This is a genomic window from Pseudomonas sp. B16120 (assembly GCF_044218845.1).
GTDB classification, from domain to species: Bacteria; Pseudomonadota; Gammaproteobacteria; order Pseudomonadales; family Pseudomonadaceae; genus Aquipseudomonas; species Aquipseudomonas paracarnis.
Genome location: NZ_CP162588.1, coordinates 3,324,616 through 3,338,368 on the forward strand (window position 1 = coordinate 3,324,616; position 13,753 = coordinate 3,338,368).

Sequence of the window (13,753 nt, forward strand, 5' to 3'; positions counted from 1 at the left end):
GACTTGGCTTCATCCAAATGTGGGAGGGGGCTTGCCCCCGATGGCGGTGGATCAGATAAAAATAGCCTGACTGACACACTGCTATCGGGGGCAAGCCCCCTCCCACATTAGATTTTCATCTGGCCTGCCGCCTTGCGTCGCTTGCCGGTACTGCCTCGGGGTGAACCCGGTTGAAGATTTGAACTGCCGGGTAAACGCGCTGTGATCGGTGTAGCCGCATTGCAGCGCCACCTCGGTAATTGGCAGCTCGGTATGCAACAACCGCCGGGCATGCTCAAGCCGGACTTTCTGGATCATTTGCCGAGGCGTGAGGTGAAACACGCGTTTGCAGTAGCGCTCCAGTTGCGCCACGGAAATCCCGGCGATGCGAGTCAATTCACCTAGGGTGACGCGGCGGTTGAAGTGGCTGCGGATGTGTTCGTCCACCGCCGCCAGGCGCTGATAGGCCGGGTGGGTTTCGCTGGCAGACTGCAAGTCCACCGAAATTCCGGCCAGGCCGATGATCGCGCCGAGTTGGTTGTACAGCGGCCACTTGTGGGTCAGGCACCAGCCGGGTTCGCGGGTGCCGTAGAGGTGCAATTCGAGTTGATCTTCCAGTACCAGCCCCTGCTTCAACACACGCCGATCTTGCTCGGTATAGCCGGGGCCCAATTGTGCGGGAAACACTTCGGCGCTGGTCTTGCCCAGCAGCGGTTGCAGGTGCTTGAGGCCGCAGCGTTGCACCAGGGTGCGGTTGGCGAGCACGTAGCGCGCGTCGATGTCCTTGATGAAAATCGCGGCATTGGGCAGTACATCGAGCATCGGCAGCAACTGCTCTACCCCGCTCAATAGCTGCTCGATGTTGTGGGGTCGGCTGCCCTGGAAAAGGCTCGCGAACGCGCTCTGCAGCATGACTTTATCTGCCCTTTTATTCGTCGACAGCCAGCAGATTGCGCCATGGAACGAGCGCTGTCGAGCGCGGCAAATTGTGCTGAATTCGTCATCCATCGCCGCATAAAACATCAATCGTCAGCCGGGCATGTGGGTTCAGGATAGCGCCACTGCATGCCTATCCAATAACTCACAAGAAGGCGCCGCTATGTCAGGCCAAGGCAAGTTCAAGAAACAGCTGTCACTGATGGACCTCACCTTTATCGGGTTGGGGGCCATCTTCGGTTCGGGTTGGTTGTTCGCTGCCAGCCACGTGTCTGCCATCGCAGGCCCGGCAGGAATTTTTTCCTGGTTGCTCGGTGGTTTCGCCGTGCTGCTGCTGGGCATTGTCTACTGCGAACTCGGCGCCGCCCTGCCCCGCGCCGGTGGCGTGGTGCGCTACCCGGTGTATTCCCACGGTCCGCTGCTCGGGTACCTGATGGGTTTTATCACGCTGATCGCGTTTTCCAGCCTGGTAGCAATTGAAGTGGTCGCCTCGCGCCAATACGCCGCAGCCTGGTTTCCGCAGCTGACCAAGGCAGGTTCCAGCGACCCCACCACCCTGGGCTGGCTGGTGCAATTTGCCCTGCTGTGCCTGTTCTTCGTGCTCAACTACCGCAGCGTGAAGACCTTTGCGATCGCCAATAACCTGGTGAGCGTGTTCAAGTTCATCGTGCCGTTACTGGTGATCGGCGTGCTGTTCACCTTCTTCAAGCCGGCGAATTTCCAGGTGCATGGCTTCGCGCCGTTCGGCTTATCAGGTATCGAGATGGCCGTGTCGGCAGGCGGGGTGATCTTTGCCTACCTGGGCCTGACGCCGATCATTTCGGTGGCCAGCGAAGTGAAAAACCCACAGCGCACCATCCCCATCGCCCTGATCCTCTCGGTACTGTTGTCTACGGCCATCTATGTGCTGCTGCAAACCGCGTTCCTCGGCGGCGTGCCTACCGACATGCTCGCCAATGGCTGGGCCGGCATCAGCAAGGAACTGGCCCTGCCCTATCGCGATATCGCCCTGGCGCTGGGCGTGGGCTGGCTGGCCTACCTGGTGGTGGCCGATGCGGTGATCTCTCCCAGCGGCTGCGGCAATATCTACATGAACGCCACCCCGCGCGTGGTGTATGGCTGGGCGCAGACTGGCACCTTCTTCAAGATATTCACGCGCATCGATGAAAAGTCCGGCATCCCGCGCCCGGCGCTGTGGCTGACCTTTGGCCTGTCGGTGTTCTGGACCTTGCCGTTCCCGTCCTGGGAAGCGCTGATTAACGTGGTGTCTGCCGCCCTGATCCTCAGTTATGCCGTGGCCCCGGTGACGGTCGCCGCCCTGCGCCGCAATGCACCCGGCATGGCGCGCCCGTTTCGGGTCAAGGGCATGGCGGTGCTGGGCCCGCTGTCATTCATCATCGCTGCGTTGATCGTCTACTGGTCGGGCTGGAGCACGGTGTCGTGGCTGTTGGGCCTGCAAATCCTGATGTTTGTGGTGTACCTGCTGTGCGCGCGCTGGGTGCCGACCGCGCACCTGAACCTCAAGCAACAAGTACGCTCCTCGGCCTGGCTGATCGGCTTCTACGCCGTGACCATCCTGCTCTCCAAGCTCGGCAGCTTTGGCGGTATTGGTGTGATCAGCCACCCGTTTGACACCCTCGTGGTGGCGGCCTGCGCCCTGGGCATTTACTACTGGGGCGCCGCCACCGGCGTACCCGCCCACTTGGTACGCCTGGAGCAGGAAGAGGACGAAAGCGAAGCCGTCAGCGACGCGCACTACAGCGCCCCACTGTCCCCGACTACCCACTGATGGAGCGCCTTATGAAACGACTGCATGTGATTGACTCACACACCGGCGGTGAACCTACACGCCTGGTCATGAACGGCTTTCCCGAACTGGCGGGTGCCTCGATCGCCGATCAACTGGACCACCTGCGCACCCACCACGATCAATGGCGCCGCGCCTGCCTGCTGGAGCCACGGGGCAACGATGTGCTGGTGGGCGCGCTGTACTGTGCGCCAGTCACGCCGGGGGCGACCTGCGGGGTGATCTTCTTCAACAACGCCGGCTACCTCGGCATGTGCGGCCACGGCACCATTGGCCTGATTGCCTCGCTGCATTACCTGGGGCTGATCCAACCGGGCGTGCACAGCCTCGACACGCCGGTCGGCCCGGTCGCGGCCACCTTGCACGAAGACGGCAGCGTGACCCTGCGCAATGTGCCCGCTTACCGCTACCGCAAGCAGGTGGCGGTTGAGGTGCCTGGGCATGGCGTGGTGCTGGGCGACATCGCCTGGGGCGGCAACTGGTTCTTCCTGGTGTCGGACCACGGCCATGAGTTGCAGATGGATAACGTGGAGGCCCTGACCGACTACACCTGGGCCATGCTCAAGGCCCTCGAAGCCCAAGGCATCCGTGGCGCAGACGGTGCGCTGATCGACCATATCGAATTGTTCGCCGACGACGCCCACGCCGACAGCCGCAACTTCGTAATGTGCCCCGGCAAAGCCTATGACCGCTCCCCCTGCGGCACCGGCACCAGCGCCAAGCTCGCCTGCCTGGCCGCCGACGCAAAACTGGCCGCAGGAGAACCCTGGGTACAAGCCAGCATCACCGGCAGCCAGTTCCTGGGCCGCTATGAGTGGGACGGCGAACACGTACGCCCATTCATCACCGGCCGCGCCTACATGACCGCCGACAGCACCTTGCTGATCGACGAACAAGACCCGTTTGCCTGGGGCATCTGAGCCCATTATTCATTCAACTGAAACCGGAGTTAGCACCATGAGCGACAACATCTTCACCGGCTGCATGCCCGCCCTGATGACCCCTTGCACCGCCGAGCGCCAACCGGACTTCGATGCCCTGGTGGCCAAGGGTCGCGAGCTGATCGACATCGGCATGAGTGCCGTGGTGTATTGCGGTTCCATGGGCGACTGGCCGCTGCTCACCGAGGCCCAGCGCCAGGAAGGCGTGGCGCGCCTGGTGGCTGCGGGTGTGCCGACCATCGTCGGTACGGGGGCGGTGAACAGCCGTGAAGCCGTATCCCACGCAGCCCATGCCGCCAAAGTCGGCGCCCATGGTTTGATGGTGATTCCCCGTGTGCTGTCCCGAGGGGCTTCGGTCACTGCGCAAAAGGCCCACTTTGCAGCGATCCTCAACGCCGCCCCCAACCTGCCGGCGGTGATCTACAACAGCCCCTACTACGGTTTCGCCACCCGCGCTGATTTGTTCTTCGAACTGCGCCGCGAGCACCCTAACCTGATCGGCTTCAAGGAGTTCGGCGGCGCCGCCGACCTGCGCTACGCCGCCGAAAACATCACCTCCCAGGATGACGATGTGACCCTGATGGTCGGCGTCGATACCCAAGTGGTGCACGGCTTCGTCAACTGCAACGCCACCGGCGCCATTACCGGCATCGGCAACGCACTGCCCCGCGAAGTGCTGCAACTGGTGGCGCTGAGCAAAAAAGCCGCCAAGGGCGATGCCAAGGCGCGTCGCCAGGCCCGCGAGCTGGAAGCTGCACTGGCGGTGTTGTCGTCGTTCGACGAGGGCTGCGACCTGGTGCTGTATTACAAGCATTTGATGGTGCTCAACGGCGACCACGGCTACGCCCTGCACTTCAACGAAACCGACGGCCTCAGCGCTGCCCAGCGCCGGTATGCCGAGCAGCAGTACGCGCTGTTCCGCCAGTGGTATGCCAACTGGTCGGCCGAACAGAACGTCGCTTGATTTTCTGTAGGCGCGAGCTTGCTGTGGCGAGGGAGCTTGCTCCCGCTGACTGCGCAGCAGTCTCCGGCTTTTATTGGGGGCGCTTCGCACCCCAGCGCAAGCATGCTTGCTCGTCACAAAAGCTCGCGCCTACAACACTCCTCTGTTTTTCAGGATGCCCCCATGACTCTGACAGGCAAGATGCTGATCGGACAGCAATCCGTTTGCGGCCATCGCGATGCGATCCGGGCGATCAACCCCGCTACCAACACCCCACTGGAACCCGCCTACGCTGGCGGGGATGAGCAGCACGTCGACCAGGCCTGCGCACTGGCGTGGGCCGCGTTCGACGCTTACCGCGAAACCACCTTGGCAGATCGCGCCACGTTGCTTGAAACCATCGCCATCCACATCGAAGCCCTGGGCGATGAGTTGATCGAACGCGCCTGCGCCGAAACCGGCTTGCCGCGCGCACGCATTGAAGGTGAACGCGGCCGTACCTGCGGGCAACTGCGCGCTTTTGCCCGCACCGTGCGCCTGGGCGAATGGCTCGACGTGCGCGTCGATACCGCACAGCCCCAGCGCCAACCCCTGCCCCGTGCCGACCTGCGCCAGCGCCATATCGCCCTGGGCCCGGTAGCCGTGTTCGGTGCCAGCAACTTCCCTCTGGCCTTCTCCGTGGCCGGCGGCGATACCGCATCGGCCCTTGCCGCCGGTTGCCCGGTGATCGTCAAGGCGCATAACGCGCACCCCGGCACCAGCGAGCTGGTGGGGCGCGCCATCGCCCAGGCGGTTAAAGAGTGTGGCTTGCCGGAGGGTGTGTTTTCACTGCTCTATGGTGCGGGTAACGAGATGGGTATCGCATTGGTGCGCGACCCGCGCATCAAGGCCGTGGGCTTCACGGGGTCGCGCAGTGGCGGTATCGCCCTGTGCCATGCGGCGCAGGCACGCCCGGAGCCGATCCCGGTGTACGCGGAAATGAGCTCGATCAACCCGGTGTACCTGTTTCCTGCTGCGCTTGAAGCTCGGAGCGAAGCCTTGGCCGAAGGATTCGTCGCGTCGCTGACCCAAGGCGCCGGCCAGTTCTGTACCAACCCTGGCCTGATGATTGCCCTGCAAGGCGCCGCTCTGGACCGTTTTATTCAGTCTGCCAGTGAGCGTCTCTCGCGTTGCCCGTCCCAGACCATGCTCACACCGGGTATTTTCAGCGCCTGCGAAACCGGCCTGAAGACCCTGGCCCAGCACGCCACCATAGCCGCCAAAGGCTTGCCAGCGACCGGGCCAAACCAGGGCCAGCCCCATCTGTTCGTGACCCAGGCCGAGGCGTTCCTGAACAATGAACACCTGCAAGCCGAAGTATTCGGCGCCGCCTCGCTGGTGGTGCAGTGCCGTGATGTCGAGCACATGCGCCAGGTGTCCGAACACCTGGAAGGCCAACTCACCGCCACCCTGCAGATGGATGACCACGACTTGCCACAGGCGCGGGCATTGCTGCCGGTGCTGGAGCGCAAGGCTGGGCGCCTGCTGGTGAACGGCTGGCCGACCGGCGTAGAAGTGTGCGACGCCATGGTGCATGGCGGGCCCTTTCCGGCGACTTCGGATGCGCGCAGTACCTCGGTGGGCACGGCGGCGATCCTGCGATTCCTGCGCCCGGTGTGTTACCAGGACGTCCCGGACGCCTTGCTGCCCACCGCGCTGCAGCACGACAACCCGCTGCGGTTGCGGCGCCTGCTCGACGGCCAGCGAGAAGCATGATCATGGCCGATCCCAAGCAAGCAGACATCGTAGTAGTCGGCGCCGGCATTATCGGCGTCGCCTGCGCCTTGCAGCTGGCACGCCAAGGCCGCCGAGTCGTCGTGCTCGACCCGCAGGCACCCGGCATGGGCGCCTCCTACGGCAACGCCGGCCACCTGGCAACGGAGCAGGTGTTCCCCATCGCCGACCTGTCGATCCTCAAGCGCTTGCCCGCCATGCTCCTGGACCCCATGGGCCCGCTGCGCCTGGACTGGACCTATCTGCCCCGCGCCCTGCCCTGGTTTATTCGCCTGCTGCTGAACCTGCGGCCAGTGCGTTATCAGCGCACCGTAGCCGGCCTTCGCGCGCTGAACGAAGGCAGCCTGGGCGCGTGGCAACGCTTGCTGCAATCGATTGGGCAAGCGCCATTGCTGCGTGAAGACGGTTCGCTGTTGGTGTATGAGCGCGGCGAATCCCGCGCTGCACTGGATGCAGTGCAGCAACGCATGCGGCAACAAGGCGTCGCCGTGGACTTCTGGAGCGGCGATGCGGTGCGCAAGGCTGCGCCGCAACTGAGCGACGCCATACAAGGCGGGTTGTTCTTCCCCGCTACCGGACACTTTCTGGACCCGTACACGGTGGTTGGCGAACTGGTGAACGCGGCCAAGGCTGAGGGGGTGCAATTTCTTCAGCAGCGCGTTCTGGACGGACGCGTGGAGGGTAGCGGCATTTCCCTGACGACCGACCAAGGCGTACTGACAGCGCAGCAAGTGCTGATCGCCTGCGGCGCCCACTCGGCCAAACTCACCGCAGCTCTCACCGGCAAACAGGTGCCGCTGGACACCGAACGCGGTTACCACCTGATGCTGCCCCACGAACAACAGCGCCTGCCATTCGCGGTCACTTCGTTGGAACGCAAATTCATCATGACGCCCATGACCGGTGGCCTACGCCTGGCCGGCACGGTCGAATTCGCCGGCCTCGACCGCCCGGCCAATATGCAACGGGCCTGGCAGTTGCACCGGTTGAGCAAAGGGCTGTTCCAACACGACTTGAGCGACAGCGCAGCCACGCCCTGGATGGGGTTTCGCCCTTCCCTGCCCGACTCGCTGCCGATCATTGACCGGGTGTGCGAAGGCAAAGTGCTGCTTGCGTTCGGTCACCAGCATCTGGGGCTGACACAAGCGGCGGTGACGGCCGAGCGGGTTGGGCAGCTTGCTGCGGGTGAGCGGGTGCCGCAATTGCACCTCTACCGCCTGGAGCGATTCTGAGAATACCGAGAACCCAATGTGAGAGCTGTCGAGCCCCGGCGAGGCTGCGAAGGGATCGCCTCGCAGCCCCTGAAGCACCGCAGAGTCTGTATCGCCCAGGGCTCGACCTGCTACTTGACCAACCGTTTCTCCTTGGAGGGGCGATAGCCGAAATACGCGCTGTAGCATTTGCTGAAATGGCTCGGCGAGACAAACCCGCACGCCACCAGCACATCCACCTGTGACAACTCGGTGTGCTGCAACAGGCGTCGCGCTTCAGTGACGCGCAATTCCATGTAGTAGCGTTGCGGCGTGGTACCCAGTTGTTCCTTGAACAAGCGCTCCAGCTGGCGGCGGGAACGGCCGGCGTAGACGGCGAGCTGATCGAGTTCCAGGGGCTCTTCGAGGTTGGCGTCCATCAGCTTCACCACCTCGCGCAGCGGCGCGCTGACACAGATGTTTTCGGTGGGTTTGATGCGGCGGTAGCGCGATTCTTCGAACGCCAGAATATCTTCGATGCCTTCGACCAAGGCTTTGCCATGCAGGCTCTTGATCCAGTCCAGGGCCATATGGAAAGCCCCCGAGGGGCTGGACGCGGTGAGGCGGTCGCGGTCGATGACGTAGGGTTCGCTGGTGACCTGCGCCGCCTTGGACACTTCGGCCAGTGCCGGCCGATGCTCGGGATGGATGGCACAGCGATAACCCTGCAGCAGCCCCGCACGCCCGAGGAACCACGAGCCGTTCCACAAACCGGCGAGGCGCACGCCCGCTTCACCCGCACTGCGCAGCCATTGGACAAATGGCTCGCTGGCCTTGAGTTCGGTGCGAAAACCACCGCAGATCACCAACAGGTCCAAGTCCTGCAAGCTCGCCAGCATCAGGTTCGCATCCGGGCGAATGATCAGGCCCAAGTCGCTGATGACTTCGCCCTCGCCCCACCCGAAAGTGCGCGTAGCGAACAGATCAGGGCGCAACAGGTTGGCGGTCACCAGCGTGTCGAGGGTCTGGGTGAAGGCCGGCAAAGAGAAGTGTTCGAGCAGCAAAAAACCGACACGGGTGACCGAGGTTGATTGCTGGGGGTTATCACTGAGGTAGCGCAGGTTCTTGCCTTGCATGCCACCGCTGAACTGGCGTCTTTCCATCGAGGGTCGGCCCACGCTTATTGTTGTGCAGTGGGCGCTATCTTAGGGGCAAATGCAGTGGCTGTCTCAGGTGACGCTCAAGGCGGGTAGCGGCCATTGCACTGATCTTGATAAAAACTGTTCGCTTCAAAAGCCACGGCCCAGGCGCTGCGCGCTGATCTGATACGGTTTTTTCTTTTCAATCTGCGCCTGTATTGAAAACCGCTTGAGGCGGACAATAGCCCCATCCCGACATTCCTGTCGTCCCCTTCCCCTCGGAGGCCTTATGACCAAGATGGCAATTTTCCTGTTCGGCTTTTTGGTGTTGACCATTGGCATCGGCATGTTGGCGACCATCTCACCGGTCTAAGCCCGCATCAACGTGGCGAGGGAGCTTGCTCCCGTGACGGCCTCATACCCGACGCCCCACGATCCAACTGTGGGAGCTGGCTTGCCTGCGATGACGGCCTGACAGCCGACGCCTATCTACCTGACACCCCGCGATCAAACTGTGGGAGCGGGCTTGCTCGCGAAGGCGGCCTGACAGCCGACACAATTGGATTGTGTGCATATCCATTGCTGCGGTAACGGCCACTTAGGGTTCCGCCTGACGGCGGGTCACTTTGGAAAAGAGCCGGAATGCCGGCCCAGCCCAAAGTAACCAAAGGGCTCTTGCCCCACCCTCGGCACCTCGCCTTGGCTCGGTGTGCCCGAACGCAGGCTTCGCATCGTGGTTACCTACGCCCGCCTCAGCCCACAAACAGCATCGGATACAGCGACAGCACCAACAGCCCGGCCATGGACCAGTTGAACATCCGTAACCAGCGCGGCTCGCGCAGCAAGTTGCGCAAACCGCTGCCACACCCCACCCATACGCACACACTCGGCAGGTTGACCACCGCAAACACCAGGGCGATCACCAGCACATTGGTGACATAACCCTCGGCCGGCGTGTAGGTGGTAATCGCCCCCAACGCCATGATCCAGGCTTTGGGATTGACCCACTGGAAGGCCGCCGCACCGAGGAAGGTCATCGGCTTGCCATGTTCATCCTGGTTATCAGACATACCGCCCGCATTGGCAATCTTCCACGCCAGATACAACAAATACGCGGCGCCGACATAACGCAACAGCGTGTAGGCCCACGGAAACAGCTTGAACACCTCGCCCAAGCCCAGCCCCACACAGATCACCAACAGCATGAAGCCGATACTGATCCCCAGTGCATGGGGCATCGAACGGCGAAAGCCGAAATTCACGCCTGAGGCCAGCAACATGGTGTTGTTGGGCCCTGGGGTGATCGAAGAGACAAAAGCGAACAGCACGAAGGCTGATAACAGGCTGGTAGACATGAACATGGCGCGGCATCCAAGCGGTGGTGATGTGCCTGCGACAGTAGTGGGTTATGGCGCGCTGCGCCCCGTACAGCTAGGGGTGGATCGAGGCATACACTTGCACAGCCTAAGCGCTTACCGAGACGCGTCGGGAACCGGTGTGGGAACCTGCCATGCCGGTTTTTTGCCCTCCTGACTGTCGAACATACGCCGCGCCTTGCGAAAGTCCTCCACGTTTTCGACCACCCAGGTCCAGACAGGCGACATGCGAATCAAAAGCTCCCTGCCCAGGGGCGTCAGCTCGTACTCGACGCGTGGCGGAATCTCACCGAACTCGCGTCGAACCAAAAAACCATCGCGCTCCATGGCGCGTAGGGTCTTGGTCAACATGCGCTGAGTCACACCCGTCATCTGCCGTTTTATCTCGGCATGACGCATCGCACCGTACACACCCAAGGCATGCAGGATGCCCAATGACCAGCGGCTACCGGCGTGAGCCAGGACTTCACGCCTGACGCCATCGTCTTCTTCCCTGAGCGACTGGCAGATAATTTCTGCCTGGCTGAGCGTTTCATGATCGGTCATTTCTACCCCTGGTATCACACGTGTGCCTTCTTATGAGCGCTGCCGAATCGTGCCAGCATGGGCTCATCTTATCGCCAACAGGTCTGCGGAGAAATCATGCCTGAAATGCCCCCACTTCCCTCTCAATCGATCCTCGTTCTAGGCGCCGGCGAACTCGGCCTGCCGGTTTTGCGCAACCTGGCGCGTGAGGCCAAACGCGCGCCCGGTTCCACTATTAGCGTGCTGCTCAGGGAATCGACCATCAACACGCAAATGCCCGAAAAAAAGGCAGAGGTCGACGAGCTGCGCAGCCTGGGCATCCAGATGGTCGCCGCAGACTTGGTGAACGACTCAATCGATCAACTTGCCAAGGTCTTCGCACGCTTCGATACCGTGATCGGCTGCGCAGGCATGGTCGCGGGCCGAGAAACCCCGATGAAGCTGGCGACCGCCGCGCTCAAGTCCGGCGTGAATCGCTACTTCCCCTGGCAGTTCGGCGTGGATTTCGAAGTAATTGGTCGGGGCAGCCCCCAGGATCTGTTCGATGCCCAGCTCGATGTGCGCGAGTTGCTGCGCGCCCAGCACAACACTGAATGGGTCATCATCTCGACAGGCATGTTCACCAGCTTCCTGTTCGAGCCGGTGTTCGAGGTCGTCGACTTCGACAACAACACAGTCAACGCCCTGGGCAGTCTGGAGAACAGCGTGACGCTCACCACACCGGACGACATCGGTACGCTGACAGCACACATCGTGTTCTTCGAACCCCGCCTGCGCAATCAGATTGTCTACCTGGCCGGCGACACCGTGACGTATGGGCAGGTTGCGAGCATGCTGGAGCGTGTTCTGGATCGCCCGTTCAAACGCAACGTGTGGACGGTTGACTATCTCATGCAGGCACTGGAGCAAGACCCCACACACCACATCAAGAAGTACCGTGCCGTATTCGCACAAGGCAAGGGTGTGGCCTGGCCTAAGGCGGCCACCTTCAACGAGCAACAGTCGATTCCGGTCACCACTGCCGAGCAGTGGGCTCGGGAAAACCTTGCAGGCCATTGAAAGTCGGATTCTGAAGCCAGCCGTAAAGGCTGGCACAGGTGAAGGGACGGTTAGCGGCTTTGAGCTTCACGCTGCTGGTCAGAGGCATGTTGTTTTTTTACATGCTTGCGCGACCTGAGCTCGTATTGATGGTGAATAAACCAGGCGACCAACAACACCCCAGTGACGCCAAAAACCAAGACCAACAGCTCTAGTGCGGTACCTTCATGTGAAAACATTTTTCGTTCCTCGTCCTGAAGCCGTGTGACCGAAAAAACAGCCACACCGAAATTGTTTGTAATAATTCAAACATTTTCAGGGTAGTCTGCAAAAGCTCAGGTGACAACCCCCGTTCGACCCAGAACCCTTGATCTAGACGTGTCACTCGTCGAAAACACGGATAAATCACAGGCGATAAAAAACCCCGTAGACGCGAATCTACGGGGTTTCTTTTCGCTTATTTGCTGCCTGAAGCGTCCTGCTCGACCACCATATCCAACACGTAGACCGTCGAAGGCGCATCCGCTGGCGGATTCTTCCATTCGTACTGTTTGACCCGCAGCACAGTGCGCACGCCGTCATGATGCACAAAGCCTTCGATAGGCTGGTACAGCGGATGCCAGGTGTCTTGGGTCGCCAGTTGCAGGCCCGCGTCGTCATAACGACGCTCGCGCACTTGGAGGCACTGATAATCTGGAATCAAAGGATGGCTGCACTTGACCGTCTTGGCCGCCACTTCCAGAAACTTGACCTCACCCTCGCTACCGTAGCGGGTCTGCGGGGTGGCCTCGCCTTGCAGCTTGAGCACCGAGCCATCCGCTGTCGTCAGTTGCAGCATCGGCGCCACGTTATCGCCGGTGATCACAGCGCGCAGCTCACCCTTGAACAGCCGCCCTACCTGGGCATCAAGGTCCATCAGGCTCTTGTCACAGGCCATCAGCGTAGAGGCCAGTGGCTGAACCTTCAGAACCCCGTCCTGATAGTGAAAGCCGCCGAACTGACGATTGCAGCCACCGCTGATGCTCAGGTTCTTGTCACCGAAGGCAACGCGCAACTTGCGCTCGATGCCTTTGTTCATCGCCACAAGAGGCTTGCCCGACGCGTCCGTTGCCGAGACCAGGTTCCAGTCGTAAGCAGATAAGGTTGGCTGGGCTATAGCGGCTGAGGTAGTTGGCATCGAAGGTGATTCTTCATGGCTTTTGGAAGGGGCGGCACAGCCTTGGATGAGTGCAGCACACACGGCTACAAGAAGAATTTTTTGTTTCATGGTTCACTCTGTCAGCTTTGATGAGCCCGGGCGTTATCCTGCGCTGGCAGGATAAGCGCGCGGCTGAACCGGCATGAGGAGGTCGCTTGAGGCTTTACTGAGCGTAGACCCAATGCGCGCTTGGCGGACCTCTTCCTTGGCCGATAGCAATCGGACATCATTTGCTTCGATCAGTTTCACGCATGACGCGCCGTTATCAACCCACGGCTGCCCTTGATGTATGTGTGTTGTCGCCCTATGTTATTGGCATTCATGGAGGATTCTGACTGATGCCACGCGTGGGATTGATACTGACACCCGGTTTTTCGGACTGGGAATACGCTTTCATTGCTGGAACTGCGTCTCCGTATTACGGGATCGACGTCAGGTTTTTCGCTTCTGCTACGGGGCAATTTCGCTCGCAGGGTGGATTGGCGGTAACGGTCGATAGCAGTTTGCAACAATGTCTGGACTGGAAGCCGGACGTTGTAGCCGTGATTGGAGGAATGGTCTGGGAGCGTGCAGAAGCACCCGATATTCGAGCGTTTCTTCATGCTAGTCGTTCAAGTGGAGCGACAATTGCCGGTATCTGTGGAGGAACGCTGGCACTCGCCAGGGCCAGCCTTCTCGACACCGTTCCTCATACATCGAACAGCGCTGACTTCCTGCAACAGAATGCCGTGGGTTATAAGGGGGGCACGCTTTATCGAAGCAGTCCAGTGGCTGTGGTTGCAGACCGCATCATAACTGCTCCAGGCCCTGCACCCGTTAGCTTCACCTGCGCAGTGTTCGAAGCTGCCGGGCTATCTTGCGAGACCACTTCTCAATTCAGATCAATGTTGGCAGCGGAACATCGGTGA

At 61.1% G+C, this 13,753-nt stretch carries 13 protein-coding genes; 7 read left to right on the forward strand and 6 right to left on the reverse strand.

What is annotated here, in order from left to right; all coding sequences use genetic code 11:
• Positions 1-81 precede the first annotated feature (81 nt).
• Positions 82-891, reverse strand: a complete 810-nt coding sequence (locus tag AB4P90_RS15490) for an AraC family transcriptional regulator (protein ID WP_201914937.1) — start codon at positions 889-891, stop codon at positions 82-84.
• A gap of 187 nt (positions 892-1,078) precedes the next feature.
• Here AB4P90_RS15490 and AB4P90_RS15495 point away from each other — a divergent pair, with 187 nt between their 5' ends.
• From AB4P90_RS15495 to AB4P90_RS15515, 5 genes are all read left to right on the forward strand, one after another.
• A complete protein-coding gene (locus AB4P90_RS15495) occupies positions 1,079-2,704 on the forward strand; it encodes an APC family permease (RefSeq protein WP_395605097.1) in 1,626 nt (541 codons plus the stop codon).
• Between the two features lie 11 nt (positions 2,705-2,715).
• On the forward strand, positions 2,716-3,642 hold the full coding sequence (locus AB4P90_RS15500; RefSeq protein WP_395605098.1) for a 4-hydroxyproline epimerase: 927 nt from the start codon (positions 2,716-2,718) through the stop codon (positions 3,640-3,642).
• Positions 3,643-3,679: 37 nt separating this feature from the next.
• Positions 3,680-4,627, forward strand: coding sequence for a dihydrodipicolinate synthase family protein (locus tag AB4P90_RS15505; RefSeq protein WP_102666554.1), 948 nt, complete (start codon positions 3,680-3,682; stop codon positions 4,625-4,627).
• 162 nt (positions 4,628-4,789) lie between these two features.
• Positions 4,790-6,361 carry an aldehyde dehydrogenase (NADP(+)) gene (locus tag AB4P90_RS15510; protein WP_395605099.1) on the forward strand — a complete coding sequence of 524 codons (1,572 nt, stop codon included), beginning with the start codon at positions 4,790-4,792 and terminating at the stop codon, positions 6,359-6,361.
• 2 nt (positions 6,362-6,363) lie between these two features.
• Positions 6,364-7,611 carry an NAD(P)/FAD-dependent oxidoreductase gene (locus AB4P90_RS15515; protein ID WP_395605100.1) on the forward strand — a complete coding sequence of 416 codons (1,248 nt, stop codon included), beginning with the start codon at positions 6,364-6,366 and terminating at the stop codon, positions 7,609-7,611.
• A 110-nt stretch (positions 7,612-7,721) separates the two neighbouring features.
• On the opposite strand, the gene AB4P90_RS15520 is transcribed toward AB4P90_RS15515, so the two are convergent.
• From AB4P90_RS15520 to AB4P90_RS15530, 3 genes are all read right to left on the reverse strand, one after another.
• Positions 7,722-8,705, reverse strand: coding sequence for a GlxA family transcriptional regulator (locus tag AB4P90_RS15520; RefSeq protein ID WP_051661087.1), 984 nt, complete (start codon positions 8,703-8,705; stop codon positions 7,722-7,724).
• Positions 8,706-9,460: 755 nt separating this feature from the next.
• Positions 9,461-10,069 carry a LysE family translocator gene (locus tag AB4P90_RS15525; RefSeq protein ID WP_395605101.1) on the reverse strand — a complete coding sequence of 203 codons (609 nt, stop codon included), beginning with the start codon at positions 10,067-10,069 and terminating at the stop codon, positions 9,461-9,463.
• A 111-nt stretch (positions 10,070-10,180) separates the two neighbouring features.
• Positions 10,181-10,630 carry a helix-turn-helix domain-containing protein gene (locus AB4P90_RS15530; protein ID WP_019817122.1) on the reverse strand — a complete coding sequence of 150 codons (450 nt, stop codon included), beginning with the start codon at positions 10,628-10,630 and terminating at the stop codon, positions 10,181-10,183.
• A gap of 96 nt (positions 10,631-10,726) precedes the next feature.
• On the opposite strand from AB4P90_RS15530, the gene AB4P90_RS15535 reads away from it, so the two are divergent.
• Positions 10,727-11,668 carry an aromatic alcohol reductase gene (locus tag AB4P90_RS15535; protein ID WP_014718585.1) on the forward strand — a complete coding sequence of 314 codons (942 nt, stop codon included), beginning with the start codon at positions 10,727-10,729 and terminating at the stop codon, positions 11,666-11,668.
• Positions 11,669-11,718: 50 nt separating this feature from the next.
• On the opposite strand, the gene AB4P90_RS15540 is transcribed toward AB4P90_RS15535, so the two are convergent.
• On the reverse strand, positions 11,719-11,886 hold the full coding sequence (locus tag AB4P90_RS15540) for a hypothetical protein (protein ID WP_014718586.1): 168 nt from the start codon (positions 11,884-11,886) through the stop codon (positions 11,719-11,721).
• A 218-nt stretch (positions 11,887-12,104) separates the two neighbouring features.
• Positions 12,105-12,824 carry a DUF4377 domain-containing protein gene (locus AB4P90_RS15545; RefSeq protein WP_395605102.1) on the reverse strand — a complete coding sequence of 240 codons (720 nt, stop codon included), beginning with the start codon at positions 12,822-12,824 and terminating at the stop codon, positions 12,105-12,107.
• Between the two features lie 359 nt (positions 12,825-13,183).
• Here AB4P90_RS15545 and AB4P90_RS15550 point away from each other — a divergent pair, with 359 nt between their 5' ends.
• Positions 13,184-13,753 carry a DJ-1/PfpI family protein gene (locus AB4P90_RS15550; RefSeq protein WP_019817124.1) on the forward strand — a complete coding sequence of 190 codons (570 nt, stop codon included), beginning with the start codon at positions 13,184-13,186 and terminating at the stop codon, positions 13,751-13,753.

Coding starts and splice junctions, on each gene's coding strand:
- AB4P90_RS15490 (WP_201914937.1), bottom strand. CDS start 891: ATGCTGCAGAGCGCGTTCGCGAGCCTTTTCCAGGGCAGCCGACCCCAC.
- AB4P90_RS15495 (WP_395605097.1), top strand. CDS start 1,079: ATGTCAGGCCAAGGCAAGTTCAAGAAACAGCTGTCACTGATGGACCTC.
- AB4P90_RS15500 (WP_395605098.1), top strand. CDS start 2,716: ATGAAACGACTGCATGTGATTGACTCACACACCGGCGGTGAACCTACA.
- AB4P90_RS15505 (WP_102666554.1), top strand. CDS start 3,680: ATGAGCGACAACATCTTCACCGGCTGCATGCCCGCCCTGATGACCCCT.
- AB4P90_RS15510 (WP_395605099.1), top strand. CDS start 4,790: ATGACTCTGACAGGCAAGATGCTGATCGGACAGCAATCCGTTTGCGGC.
- AB4P90_RS15515 (WP_395605100.1), top strand. CDS start 6,364: ATGGCCGATCCCAAGCAAGCAGACATCGTAGTAGTCGGCGCCGGCATT.
- AB4P90_RS15520 (WP_051661087.1), bottom strand. CDS start 8,705: ATGCAAGGCAAGAACCTGCGCTACCTCAGTGATAACCCCCAGCAATCA.
- AB4P90_RS15525 (WP_395605101.1), bottom strand. CDS start 10,069: ATGTTCATGTCTACCAGCCTGTTATCAGCCTTCGTGCTGTTCGCTTTT.
- AB4P90_RS15530 (WP_019817122.1), bottom strand. CDS start 10,630: ATGACCGATCATGAAACGCTCAGCCAGGCAGAAATTATCTGCCAGTCG.
- AB4P90_RS15535 (WP_014718585.1), top strand. CDS start 10,727: ATGCCTGAAATGCCCCCACTTCCCTCTCAATCGATCCTCGTTCTAGGC.
- AB4P90_RS15540 (WP_014718586.1), bottom strand. CDS start 11,886: ATGTTTTCACATGAAGGTACCGCACTAGAGCTGTTGGTCTTGGTTTTT.
- AB4P90_RS15545 (WP_395605102.1), bottom strand. CDS start 12,824: ATGCCAACTACCTCAGCCGCTATAGCCCAGCCAACCTTATCTGCTTAC.
- AB4P90_RS15550 (WP_019817124.1), top strand. CDS start 13,184: ATGCCACGCGTGGGATTGATACTGACACCCGGTTTTTCGGACTGGGAA.